The following is a 12,106-nucleotide window of genomic DNA, read 5'->3' as shown; positions in this document are numbered from 1 at the left end:
CCGCGCGCGGGTCCTGCGGGTCCCGCGCGCGTTCGAGCAGGCCGGCGGTCTCCAGGGCGCGCGCGAGCTTCGACACGTACAGCGGTTCGAGGCCGGTGTGGTCGGCGAGCCGCCGCTGACTGGGGCGCAGACCGGCGCGCCGCATGCCGTACAGCGAGGCGACGAGCGAGTACTGCGCATGGGTCAGCCCGAGAGGCGCGACCGCCCGGTCGACGGCCACGCGCCACTTCGTCGACAGCCGCCAGACCAGGTAGCCGGGGGTCGCGCCCTCGGATGTCTTACTCATGCCGGATACAGTACATGGCTACTATGTCCATGACTACTATGTCCATGGCTGTGAGAATCCCACCGGAGCACGGCCCCCGACCTCGCCGCCCGACACCCTTGCCGCAGGGGTTACACGGGGTCGAACCGCCAGACCTGCTTGAAGATCATGGCGGACTGGTCCGCTCCGCGGGGCTCCATGGAGACATTGCCGGCGTCCCAGCCGGTCATGAATCTGGAGCTGTTGTTGCCCCACAGGAATGTGCTCGCCGTGTTCGACAGATGCCAGTACTGCCCGATCCATTCGGCTTCGCACGGCGTGTGATAAACCGCCACGTTGTTGCTGTCGAGGCAGACACCCGAGCCCTCCAGAAGGAACCGGACGAGACCAGGGTGTTTTCCGTCGATCTCCATTCGCCATTTGAAGGAAGCGCGATTGTTGATCTGACTGCACGGTGCCGTCTGGACCCCGTTGGTGACCGCCTGGAGGCAACGGTCGGTCTGAGTCCTCAGGTATCCCGGCTCGCTCCACACCACCGCCTGGGCGGGCGTGCCGGACACTCCGACCAGTGTGGCCGCGGACGCGGCCACGGTCGTCAGCCATGTGACCAGCCGTCTGTGCAGCGGATTTCGCACAATGCTCTCCCTTGTCCAGTGCCCCGGATTTCCGGGGGCACCGTCTGTTCCTCGGTGGAACCGACCTGCCTCCACTTTCCTGCGGGACGGCATACGGAAACAGGAGGTAACCCGGCAGTTGACCGGCACTTGCGGGTGGCCTCTCGGGCGCCGGGAATTCAGTGACGTCTGTTCAGGTGGTCCAGCAGACGTCGGATCGCGGTCTCGCGATCCGTACGGGACTCGGTATGGCCGCAGAGTTCCGCGGCGTAGGCCCGGAGCAGGTCGTGCTGGGCGAACCTGCCTGGCCGAACCTCGGTCACGTGGTGCGAGTCGGCCAGCTCGGTGATCAACGGCCTTACGTGGTCAGGACTCATATCGGCGAGGCTCGCCATGGCCGGGAGGGACAGGTGGGGGCCTGGGTGAAGACCGATCAGGCGGAAGAGTCTCTGCCCCGGTGGGCTGAGTTGACGGTAGGACCACGAGAAGACGGCCCGCAGGTCGGCTGCGCCGTCGGCGGCCCCCAGCGGATCGAGGCGAGTGTCGGTGTGTCGCAGCTCGCTCACCAGCGCCGTCAGCGGGAAGGACGAGTGCACCGCGGCACGCGCCGCTACGGCGGTCAGCGCGAGGGGAAGTCCGGCGCACCACTCGACGAGATCGTCGACTGCTCCCGGCTCCGCCCCTGTCCGGGCTCCGCCCAGCCGGGCTTCCAGAAGCTGTCGGCCTTCGTCACGGGAAAGTGTGTCCAGCACGACGGGGCGAGCGCCTTCTACAGCGACCAGTCCGGTCAGTCGGTTCCGGCTCGTCACCACGACCATGCTGGCGCCGGCGCCCGGCAGCAGCGGGCGGACCTGTGTCGCGTCGCGTGCGTTGTCCAGTACCACCAGCATGCGTCGTCCCGCCATCACGCTGCGGTAGAGAGCCACGAGTCCGGCAGGGTCGGCGGGCACGCGCGCCGGGTCGGCGCCGAGGGCACCGAGGAAGCTGCGGATGACATCAAGAGGATCGACGGCAGCACCGGAAGGAGCGAAGCCACGCAGGTCGACGTACAACTGCCCGTCCGGCAGAAGACCGGCCGACCTGTGTGCCCACTCCACCGCGAGGGCGGTCTTGCCCACGCCCGCGGGGCCCGACACCGTCGCGATCACGAGCGCGTTCGACGACACTCCGCTGCGAAGCGTCTCGGTCAGGCACTCCAGTTGGCGTACCCGACCGGCGAATCCGGCCGACGCGGCCGGGAGTTGGGCGGGTGGGTTCGGCAAGGCCGGCCGGTCCGGGGCGCCCGACGCGTCGGGCGACGCCCGTAAGGGATCGCGGCCGGCGGCCGTGACCAGGAACTGGGCCCGATTCTGTCCGGACAGTCCGAACGCGTCGGCCAGAAAGCGTCCTGTGGCAGGTCGCGGCGCGCTGATACGACCGCTCTCGATCTCCCGGATGGTGCGAACGCTGATGCCGGAGTTCTCGGCCAGGTCCTCCTGCGACATCCCGGAACGCCGTCGCTGTGCGCGAACCAGGTCTCCGACACCTCTGTTCACCGGTGCTTCATTGCGCGACCGGCTTGTTCTGATCGTTGGCACGTTGAATTACCCCGCTGTCTCATGTCCCGTGCGAGAGGACCGCATGCTGCGGGAAGCATGCGGGCGGGGACTGCTCACTTCCCAGGTCACTTCGCTGCTCAGCCGCGGTCCGTTCTGTCGGTCGCTTGAGCCTGGCCCGCCTCGGTGATCCTGGTTCCGTTCAGCTCGCTGCGCCACAGGACGTCGGTGAGGCGGTCGATCCCGCTCGTGAGATGTCTGCGGTAGGTGCTGAACGGCAGTCCGAGACGTTCGGCGGCGGCCTCCTGGGTCGGGGTTCCCGTGAGGTAGGTGGTGGTGAGGGCACGGTGGTGCTTCTCGCCGGAACGCCCTTCCCGGAGAGCCTCGATGGCGGAGGCGAGGAGTTCGGTGAGGGTCGTTCCGCTCTCGCTGACCAGGCGGCTGCGGTTGAGCGGGTTGTCGGCCAGCACGTCCGGACGCCGGAGGGTGCGCAGCGTGTCGCGGACCGCGGTGTCGAACTCCGGTCTGGACAGCACCACCAGTTCCTCGTGTTCCCGCGTGCGGTGCGGTGTCCTGGCTCCCGGATCGTCGGACAGGGTCGCGTTCGACCTGGCCGCCAGCCAAGAGCCGACAGGCTGGGCCCGCCAGTCGTGGCCGAACAGCGCATAGGTGTGCTGCCCGACGCCGGGCCGTCGCGCGGCGGGCGGCATGGCGAAGTGGCTCAGGTAGTCGTCCCAGTACCCGTTGTCGCGCATGACGACAAACGTCCAGGCCAGTCGGTCGGCCCGGAAGATCTCACCCAGGGCACGCCAGTGCATCAGGTCCATCGGCGCCGAGGTGCGCTGGTAGCGCGGCGGGTGCACGGAGAAACGCGCCAGCGCCATGTGCTCGCCGGGCCTCAGCGGCGCGGTGGACCGGGCATGCGCCCAGGCCGCGTCGACCACCGGGTCGGCCCCGGTGTCCAGCGGCTCCCGCAGGCGCAGCCATGCGAAGAACGCGACGATCTCGCCGGTCTGTGTGGAGCGGTAGACGCGAAACCCTTCGGGCTGCCGGTCGAGCCAGAACCGGCAGATGGCCGCGGATGCTTCGCCCTCGGCGCTTTCGACCAGCTCCAGCACGCGTCCCCGGGCGGCCTCCGTGTACGGCTCGTCCTCGACATGCCCGCCTTCGCGCCACTTGCGGAAGTTCGCCGAGGCCTCCCTGCGGTAGAGGTAGAGGAGGGCGCCGGTGGCCGAGAGCATCTGCTCCTCCGGTGCGGTGCGGACGCGCTCGACGAGGTGCTGGTGAACGGTTCTGTGCATGTCGGCGAAGCCGTCGGGGTCACGCCAGCGCAGATCGGCCTCGAGTGCCTCGCGGACCACGTCGTGCGGAAAGAGACCGGCACCCGTCGGCTCGATGAAGGGCTGTTCGCGCAGCCAGGCGAACAACTCGGGTCCCTCCGCACCCATCAGGGCGCGGAGCAGCGTCTCCGAGGTGACATGGGAATGGGCGCAGATCTCCAGGGCCCTGCGGTGTGCCGCGCTGGGAATGTCGCCCAGCAGCTCGGTCAGCAGGGTGGCGATCACGTCCTGGCTCGGCTTCCAGCCGGACCTGGCTCCCTCCTCCCTGACGGCCACGGCCGCCGCCAGCGTCAGGGCCAGGGGGTTGCCGCCCGTGAAGGACAGCACTGCCCGGTGGGCCTCCGGCTTCAGTCCACGGACGTGCAGCAACCGTGCGGCATCGTCGGGGGTCAGGTTCCGCAGAGAGGTGACCCGCAGCAGGTCCGCCCACCCCGGGTCGGACGTCCAGCGGACATCCGGCGTCCGGCGTCCGGCGATCACCACCACCCCGTCCGCAGGCAGCCCGAGCAGGAACTGCTCGCACAGCCAGCTCTCCAGGCCCTGGCAGCGTTCGAAGGTGTCCACCAGGAGCACCACCCCCGGTTCCCCGACCGCCTCCCCGACGGCCGCGGCGAAACCCTGAGGTGTCGGGACGACCGTCCGGCCGTCCACCTCCACGACCGGACGCCCTGCCCGGCGGGCCTCACGCGCGAACCGCCGAAGAAGCGTCGACTTGCCGATGCCTCCGGGGCCGTGCAGATAGTGGACCCGGCATGCGCCAGGGGCGCCCGTCAACGCACCCCGGAACAGGGCGAGTTCCCCTGCCCTGCCGACGAACGCCCGGTCCCGTGCGGCTTCCAGCACATCCCCCAGCGCACGGCCTTGACGCACCCCCACGCCCTCTCCCTCTGTGATCGCGTAACTCGCCGGTGGGCGCCCCGCTGCCGGCCGGGCGCCGGGCAGGCATGTGTCGTACGCCTGCGATCCGGCGCCTCACCGCCGGTTCAGCGCACCCTTCCCCGCGGTTTCAGCGCTACCGGCGGGAGTTCCGGAGCAGGCAGCAGCCCCCCGTCGTAGCCCTTCACCTCACCGAAGCGGGACCCCTCCATCCAGCCCCTCCGGGCCTCCTCGATCTCCTCCTGCGACCGCCCGATGAAGTTCCACCACATGATCAGCTCCTCCTCGAACGGCTCACCGCCCAGGAGCATCACGCTCGCGTCGGACGCGGCGCGCAGCGGGAGTTCGGTGCGGCCGCAGCCGAGGTAGAGCATCGAGCCCGGCAGTACCGGCACCCCGTCCACGTGCACCTCGCCGGACATCGCCAGCACCCCGTACTCGAAGTCGGGCACGAGCGGCAGGCGTACGTCCGCGCCGTCCGCGAGGGTCAGGTCGGCGCCGACGATCGGGGTGTACGTCGTGCCGGGCGAGGTCGAGCCGTCGAGGGCGCCGAGGATCACGGTCGCCGTCACCCCGGGTGCCGTGACCGTGGGCAGGTCGGCGTGGTGTTCGAAGTGGGGGTCGGTGTGGCGGTGTTCGTCCGGGAGGGCGACCCACAGCTGTGCGCCGTGCAGGAAGCGTGCGTGGGACTTGGGGCTCTCCTCGGAGTGGCTGATCGCCCGGCCGGAGGTCATGAGGCCCAGCTCGCGCGGGCGGATCGTCTGGAGGCTGCCGGTCGAGTCGCGGTGCAGCACCTCGCCCTCGTGCAGCCAGCTCACCGTCTGCAGGCCCATGTGCGGGTGCGGCGGCACCTGCATACCGGGCTCGTCGGCGATGTCGTCCGGCCCGTAGTGGTCGACGAAGGCCCACGCGGCGATCATGCGCCGGCCGAGGTTGGGCAGCAGCCGGCGTACCTCGGTGCTCTCGCCGAGTTTCACGACTCGGGGGCTCAGCAGTTCACGTACGGGTTCGGCGACGACGAATCCACGGCCGCCACAGACGCTGGGTACGGGCGCGCGGTCAAGGTTGCTCATGGCGCACAACCTAGTGGGGGAGCGGGCCTGTCCTCATCTCGCGGAGGCGAGAAAATCGGAAGCCTTGGTCCCCCTTTGACATCGCGGTTCGTATAGTGAAGAACCATTCACTGCGGCGTGAGGGGTCTGTCGATGAGCGCAGCCGAGTTTCCCGAGGTCAGCACGGAAGCGGGCGCGGTCCGTGGGCGTCGTGAGGGCGGCCTCGCGGTGTTCCGGGGAATTCCGTTCGCGCAGCCGCCGGTCGGGGAGCTGCGGTTCGCGGCGCCGCGGCCGGCCGAGCACTGGGACGGGGTACGGGAGGCGTTCACGTTCGGGCCTCCGCCGCCGCAGGAGATGATGGGCCCCGAGGTCCCGTCCGCCGGGGACGACTGGCTGACCGTCAACGTCTGGACGCCCGACGCGGACCCGGCGGCGCGCCGCCCGGTGCTGGTGTGGATCTACGGCGGCGCCTACAAGTTCGGCTCCGCCGACGACCCGAACTACGACGGCAACCGCCTCTCCCGCGAGGGCGGGACCGTCGTGGTCACCCTCAACTACCGGGTCGGCATCGAGGGGTTCGCCCGGATCGAGGGCGCCCCGGCCAACCGGGGACTGCTCGACCAGGTGGCCGCCCTGGAGTGGGTACGAGAGAACATCGCGGCGTTCGGCGGCGACCCCGACCGGGTCACCGTCTTCGGGGAGTCGGCCGGCGCCGGTTCCATCGCCGCGCTGCTCGGCATGGAGCGGGCGCGCGGACTGTTCCGGCGGGCGATCCTGCAGAGCGTGCCCGGCACGTACTTCTCGGACGCGCTGGCCGGGGACATCGCCGAGACACTCGCCGGTGAACTCGGGCTGCGCCCGACCGTGGACGACCTGTCCGGCGTGGACCCGCGCAAGCTGCCTGAGGCCGGTGCCATCCTGAGCGCCCGGATGCGCGAGTACGTGCCGAGGTGGGGCGCGGTCGCCCTCACCCCGACCCCGTTCTCGCCCGTGGTCGACGGCGAGGTCCTGGCGACCACCCCGTTCGAGGCCCTGGCGGGCGGTGCCGCGCGGGACGTGGAGATGATCCTCGGACACACCCGGGACGAGTACCGCCTCTTCCTGATGCTCGGCGGGCTGTTCGGCCGGGTGGACGACGAACTGGCGGCGACCGTCCTGCGTCTGTTCGGCCCCGGCACCGACCCCGAGCAGGCCTACCGCGCCGCGTTCCCGGACGCCTCGGCGGAGTACCTGTTCGAACTCGTGCAGTCCGACTGGCTCTTCCGGATGCCCGTGATCCACCTCGCGGAGGCGCAGGTCGCCGCGGGCGGCCGGGCCCACGTCTACGAGCTGACCTGGGCCGCCCCCGCGAACGGCGGCGTCCTGGGTGCCTGTCACGGTCTGGACGTGCCCCTGACCTTCGGGGTCGGCGGCGAGGTCAACGGCGGCCTCGGCGGCATGCTGATGGGGCCCGTGCCCCTGCCCGAGGCCGAGGCGCTCTCCGCCCGCCTCCGCTCCGCCTGGACCTCCTTCGCCGCCACGGGCGACCCGGGCTGGCCCGCGTACGACACCGAACGGCGCCTCGTCCAGCTCCTCGACACCGAACCGACCGTCACCGCCTACCCGGAGGAAGCATCCCGGCGCCTGTGGGAGCGGCACACGTTCGGCGCGCTGCCCCTGACGGCGGAGTAGCGCAGCCCTATCGGGCGGCGAGCAGTCGCAGCACCCGGTCGGAGACCGGCGCGGGCAGGGCACGCAGCGTGCGGACCAACGCCGCTGTCTGCCAGGGGAAACAGGCCTGCGCCGGTTCCCGTTCCAGGGCGCGTACGACGTACCGGGCCGCGCGCTCCCGGCTGACCTGGAACGGCTTGGGCAGGCCGTCCCCGTCGACCCGGTCCGTGCCCACGAAGCCCGGGTGGATCGAGGTGAACCGGATGCCCCTGGGCGCCAGTTCGACGCGCGCGGCGTCGAGGAGGGTGCGTACGGCCGCCTTCGCCGCCGAGTACGGGCCCTGGCGGGGGATGCCCATCAGCCCCGCGAGGGAGTTGGTGTGGGCGATCAGACCTCCGCCCGGCTGCTCGCCCAACTGCCGGATCAGCGGGACCAGATAGTTGACGACGACGTCGTAGTTCAACGCCATGATCCGTGCGACGTCGGCCGTGCTCACCTGGTCCATGGACATGTCCGGCCCCTGGCCCGCGTTGAGCAGCGCGATGTCGACGGAGCCGAACTCCGCGACGGCGGCCGACACGACCCCGGCCGCCGACTCCGGGTCCAGGGCGTCGGCGGCGAGGTCGAGGCAGGCGCTGCCTGCCGCCCGTACCTCCTGGGCCACGGCGGCCAGTTCGGGGGCGCGGCGGGCCGTGAGGACGAGCCGGTTGCCCGCCGGGGCGAGCTGCCGGGCCACCGCCGCGCCGATACCCGAGGAGGCGCCGACGATCAGGACCGTCCGGCCGGTGATGGTCGTGGCGGTCACCGTCACAGGAAGTGGTGTCCCTCGCCGCGGTAGGTGGGCACGGTGTCGACCACCGCGCCGTCGCTGACCAGATGCAGATCGCCGATCCGCTCGCACAGCTCACCGGCCTTGGCGTGCCGCAGCCACACCCGGTCCCCGATGTTCAGGACGCTCGCCGCCTTGCCCACCAGCGGGGTCTGCACCTCACCGAAGGACTCGGTGGCGGTGACCCGCAGCCCCAAGGGCCAGGCCAGCGTGGGCAGCCGGTCCTTGCCGAGCGGCCCGGACGCGATCCAGCCGCCGCCCAGCAGCGTCGCGACCGAGGAGGAGGGACGGCGTACGACGGGCAGCACGAAGTAGGCCGCCGGGACGGGCCGGAAGGCGCGGTAGAAGTCGAACAGGCCGGGACCGTACAGGCCCGAGCCCGCCGCGAGTTCGGTGACGGAGTCCTCGCGGGTCGTCGTCTCCAGGCTGCCCGTGCCGCCGCCGTTGACGAACCGCAGCGGTGTCACGGCCCGTACGGCCGCGACCGCGGCTTCCCGGCGGTGGCTCAGCTCCTCGACGGAGGAACGCTGCATCGCCCGTACGACGGCCCGCTTGAGCGCGTTGCCGGGCACGTTGTCGCCCAGACCGGCGACCTGACCCTCGTACCCCATGATGCCCGTCAGCTCGAAGCCCGGCCGGGACGCGACCTCGCGCGCGAACGCCTGTGCCTCCTGCGGGGTGTGCACCGGGGACCGGCGCGGCCCCAGATGGACACGGCCGCCCGCCAGACGCAGGGCCGCGTCCAGTTCCAGGCAGACCTGGATGCGGGTCTCGCGGGGGCCGGTCGCCGCGTCGATCAGGTCGAGATGCTCGACGCAGTCCACCATCAGGGTGATCCGGGACGCGAGCCGTTCGTCGGCGGCGAGTCGGCGCAGCGCCGTGCGGTCGGCGGTGGGGTAGCCGACGACGATGTCGTCGAACTCCTCGGCCAGCCACAGGGCTTCGGGCAGGGTGAAGCCGAGGATGCCGGCGAATCCCGGGCGGTCCAGGGCACGCCGCATGAGGGCGCGGGAGCGCAGCGACTTGCTGGCCAGCCGGATCGGCTTGCCGCCCGCACGGCGTTCCAGGTCGCGGGCGTTGGCGTCGAACGCGTCCAGGTCGATGACGCCGAAGGGCGGTTCGAGGCCGGCGGTCGCCGCCCGCAGCGAGTCGAAATGGCTCTCGGTCGCGGGAGCCGAACCGGCTCTGGGCGCAGTGGTGTTGAGGGTCATCAGTCGGTGTCTCCTTGCTCGGATGCTGCTGTCGGGGCCGGGACGAGACCCGTGCTGCGCCGCTTGGCCATGGCCACCACTTTGGGGATCACGAAGCGCATCAGCCGGGGGAACACACCGGCGGCCCGCTGTACGCGTCCACCGATGGCGGGGTGGACGACTTCGACGGGCTTCTTCTCGATGGCGTCGACGATCACCGACCCGACCTTCTCGGGGGTGAGCGGCTTCTCGGCGAAGGTGATGACCGAGCTGGGATCGGCCATCTCCTGCTCCAGCATGGGGGTTCGGGTGCCGGGCGGATGGACGATGCTGAAGGTCACGGGCCCGTCCCGTTCCTCGATGGCCACGCTGTGGTGGAAGGCGCGCAGCCCGTGCTTGGTCGCGCCGTAGGTGGTGTAGCCGGGCAGCGGCAGGAACGACGTCATGCTGCACACGGTGACGATGTGCCCGTGGCCCTTGGCGCGCATCCGGGGCAGGACGGCCAGCATGCCGTTGATCGGGCCGAGCAGGTTCACCTCCACCATGTGGCGGTGCCGGTCGGGCGCCAACTGGCGTGCGTAGCCGGTGTGGATGATCCCCGCGTTGTTCACCAGGACGTCCACCGGGCCGAGTTGGTCCACCACGGCGTCCAACGTCGTTTCCCACGCTGCCTCGTCACGGATGTCCAGCTTGAACGCGCGAGCGCCGGGCCCGAGTTCGTCGGCGATCCGAGTCGCTCCGGCCAGGTCGATGTCGGCGAGCGCGACCCGGTGACCCCGGCGCACCGCCTCGCGCGCGGTCGCCGCCCCGATGCCGCTCGCGGCGCCGGTGATCAGCACGACGCGTGCGGCCGGGGCGCCGTCCGTTCGAGGTGCGTGCATGGGAACTCCCGGGAAAAGAGGGAAAGTTGGCGAGAGGCACGGTCAGGACGGCAAGGTGTACGCCTCCAGCCGCGCCCCGCCCAGACCGGCCGCGCGCTGCGGGTCGTCGGTCGGTGTGGTGGCCGCGTACAGGGTGTTGCCGTCGGGTCCGGCGACCAGGCAGCTCAGGGTGGGTTGGCTGGTGGCGACGCGGTCGAGGATCGCACCGCCGGGTCCGACCCGGACGCACTCGCCGCGCAGCGCGTTGGCGACCCAGGCCGTGCCGTCCCGGCCGGGTGCGATGCCATCCGGGGCGATGGGGCTGGCGGAGCGGTCGGCGATCGCTCTGTGGTCGAGGAGTGCGGAGACCCGCCGGGTGATCCGGCCCAGCAGCCCGGGGTGGTTGAGGGACGTCCACAGGGCGGAGGGGATCAGGGGAGCCCAGGGGCGGGGCGGGCCCAGGCGGCCGTCGGGCAGGAGGGGAAGGGCGGTGAGGCGCATCGCGAGGGTCTCGGCGACGAGGAGAGTGGAGTCGTCGTCCAGGAGGAACATGCCGTTCGGGAACACCAACGGCTCGCTCAGGCCCAGGAGTTCACCCTCGGGGGAGAGGCAGGCGATCGGTGTCCTGGGCGGTCCCGGTGGGACGTACAGCATGGAATTGGGCTGCCGGCGGACGAAGCCGTGGTAGTCGAAGCCGAAGTTGCCGACGTAGGCGCGGCCCAGCCGGTCGACGAACATGTCGTTGACGGGACCCCCGGCGATGCCCTTCAGGTCGGCGTGCACGACCAGCGAGCCGTCCGGCTCCCGCCGGTACACACAGTGCCCGTCCATGGAGACGACCAGCATCCGCCCGTCGGGCAGCCAGCCCAGACCGCCCGCCCGGCCGGGCACCTCCACCACCGTCTCCGGCTCACCTCGGGTGTCCCAGCGGTGCACCGTCCCATGGGCGAGATCACAGAACCACAGGGCGTCGTCGTGCCAGCGCAACGACTCCAGGACGCCGTAGCCGTCCAGAACCACTGTGGTCCTCGGTCGCACCCTGCCTCCTGAGGCTGCTGAACGGATCTCGCGCCCCCGATAGGGGCGCGGGGAACTGCGCGACCAGCCCCCACCGGCCCGCGGGTGAACGAACCACCTGCCCGTCCCCCCGCACGCTACGGTGGCCCAAGCAAGAGAAGTAAGTCAAGCGTCCTGGACATCTGACTTACTTCTTATGGACCGGTTGGCTATCCTGACGACCGAACCAACAGGTGAGACCCCGTGCGGAGAGGAGAACGCGTGCCCCGCATGGCGGCGAGCGACCGGAGGGCGGAGCTTCTCGAAGCAGCGATCCGGGTCATGGCGCGCGACGGCGTAGCCAAGGCGACCACCCGCGCGGTGGTCACCGAGGCGGGCATGACCCTCGGAGCCTTCCACTACTGCTTCGAATCCAGGGCCCAACTGCTCGAACTCGTCACGGAAACCCTCACCGAGCGGTACGTCGCCGAGGTCCGCGGTCTGTTCGCCCCGCACAAGGACATCCGCGACAGCGTCCTCGACAGCCTGCACGCGTTCTGGAAGGGCTTCGAGGCCAACCCCGGCGAACACCAGATCAGTTACGAGCTGACGCAGTACGCGCTACGCAACTCCGGCTTCGAGGACGTCGCCGGGAAGCAGTACGAGATCTTCCTGCGTGCCTTCGCCTCCCTGCTCGAACTCGCCGCCGACAACGCGGGGATCGAGTGGACGGAACCCGTGCCGGTGCTCGCGCGGTACGTCCTGTCGATGATCGACGGCCTCAACATGATCTGGCTCGTCGACCGCAACACCGACGACAGCCGGGCCGCGCTGGAGATGCTCGCCGATCACCTCCTCCTGCACGCCCGGCCGCGAGCCGCCTGAGCCGTGGGCCGCTC

The 12,106-nt window shown here is 70.8% G+C and carries 11 protein-coding genes; 2 read left to right on the top strand and 9 right to left on the bottom strand.

Annotated features, from left to right (window positions below):
- The 5 genes from ACWCRB_RS29040 to ACWCRB_RS29020 all read right to left on the bottom strand — a co-directional run.
- Nucleotides 1-286: MarR family winged helix-turn-helix transcriptional regulator (locus ACWCRB_RS29040; protein ID WP_450998856.1), on the bottom strand; the 286-nt coding region annotated here is incomplete at its 3' end.
- A 110-nt stretch (nt 287-396) separates the two neighbouring features.
- A complete protein-coding gene (locus ACWCRB_RS29035; RefSeq protein WP_450998855.1) occupies nt 397-825 on the bottom strand; it encodes a hypothetical protein in 429 nt (142 codons plus the stop codon).
- 233 nt (nt 826-1,058) lie between these two features.
- On the bottom strand, nt 1,059-2,414 hold the full coding sequence (locus tag ACWCRB_RS29030) for a helix-turn-helix domain-containing protein (RefSeq protein WP_450998854.1): 1,356 nt from the start codon (nt 2,412-2,414) through the stop codon (nt 1,059-1,061).
- A 140-nt stretch (nt 2,415-2,554) separates the two neighbouring features.
- Entirely contained in the window at nt 2,555-4,630 is a 2,076-nt protein-coding gene (locus ACWCRB_RS29025; RefSeq protein WP_450998853.1) for an ATP-binding protein, read from the bottom strand.
- A 107-nt stretch (nt 4,631-4,737) separates the two neighbouring features.
- On the bottom strand, nt 4,738-5,703 hold the full coding sequence (locus ACWCRB_RS29020) for a pirin family protein (protein ID WP_450998852.1): 966 nt from the start codon (nt 5,701-5,703) through the stop codon (nt 4,738-4,740).
- Between the two features lie 132 nt (nt 5,704-5,835).
- On the opposite strand from ACWCRB_RS29020, the gene ACWCRB_RS29015 reads away from it, so the two are divergent.
- Complete coding sequence (locus tag ACWCRB_RS29015) at nt 5,836-7,353, top strand: carboxylesterase/lipase family protein (RefSeq protein WP_450998851.1); 1,518 nt, start codon at nt 5,836-5,838, stop codon at nt 7,351-7,353.
- A 7-nt stretch (nt 7,354-7,360) separates the two neighbouring features.
- Here ACWCRB_RS29015 and ACWCRB_RS29010 read toward each other — a convergent pair whose 3' ends face one another.
- From ACWCRB_RS29010 to ACWCRB_RS28995, 4 genes are read right to left on the bottom strand one after another with little or no spacing between them, the layout of a single operon-like run.
- On the bottom strand, nt 7,361-8,137 hold the full coding sequence (locus tag ACWCRB_RS29010; RefSeq protein WP_450998850.1) for an SDR family NAD(P)-dependent oxidoreductase: 777 nt from the start codon (nt 8,135-8,137) through the stop codon (nt 7,361-7,363).
- Between the two features lie 2 nt (nt 8,138-8,139).
- Nucleotides 8,140-9,372 (bottom strand): amino acid deaminase/aldolase, encoded by a 1,233-nt coding sequence (locus ACWCRB_RS29005; RefSeq protein ID WP_450998849.1) that lies wholly within the window; start codon nt 9,370-9,372, stop codon nt 8,140-8,142.
- Nucleotides 9,372-10,232, bottom strand: coding sequence for an SDR family NAD(P)-dependent oxidoreductase (locus ACWCRB_RS29000; RefSeq protein WP_450998848.1), 861 nt, complete (start codon nt 10,230-10,232; stop codon nt 9,372-9,374). Before ACWCRB_RS29000 ends, ACWCRB_RS29005 begins: the two co-directional genes overlap by 1 nt.
- 42 nt (nt 10,233-10,274) lie before the next feature.
- Nucleotides 10,275-11,249 carry an SMP-30/gluconolactonase/LRE family protein gene (locus ACWCRB_RS28995; protein WP_450998847.1) on the bottom strand — a complete coding sequence of 325 codons (975 nt, stop codon included), beginning with the start codon at nt 11,247-11,249 and terminating at the stop codon, nt 10,275-10,277.
- A 249-nt stretch (nt 11,250-11,498) separates the two neighbouring features.
- Between ACWCRB_RS28995 and ACWCRB_RS28990 the strand changes: the two genes are divergently transcribed.
- A complete protein-coding gene (locus ACWCRB_RS28990; RefSeq protein ID WP_369032759.1) occupies nt 11,499-12,092 on the top strand; it encodes a TetR/AcrR family transcriptional regulator in 594 nt (197 codons plus the stop codon).
- Nucleotides 12,093-12,106 lie beyond the last annotated feature (14 nt).

The organism is Streptomyces sp. NPDC002156 (genome assembly GCF_053593675.1).
Note: the sequence above shows the minus strand (reverse complement) of the source record. Positions and strands in the feature narration are given on the sequence as shown.

What these genes read in the sequence shown, in the direction of transcription:
- ACWCRB_RS29020 (WP_450998852.1), bottom strand. Translation starts at nt 5,703, where the DNA reads ATGAGCAACCTTGACCGCGCGCCCGTACCCAGCGTCTGTGGCGGCCGT.
- ACWCRB_RS29015 (WP_450998851.1), top strand. Translation starts at nt 5,836, where the DNA reads ATGAGCGCAGCCGAGTTTCCCGAGGTCAGCACGGAAGCGGGCGCGGTC.
- ACWCRB_RS29005 (WP_450998849.1), bottom strand. Translation starts at nt 9,372, where the DNA reads ATGACCCTCAACACCACTGCGCCCAGAGCCGGTTCGGCTCCCGCGACC.
- ACWCRB_RS29000 (WP_450998848.1), bottom strand. Translation starts at nt 10,232, where the DNA reads ATGCACGCACCTCGAACGGACGGCGCCCCGGCCGCACGCGTCGTGCTG.
- ACWCRB_RS28990 (WP_369032759.1), top strand. Translation starts at nt 11,499, where the DNA reads ATGGCGGCGAGCGACCGGAGGGCGGAGCTTCTCGAAGCAGCGATCCGG.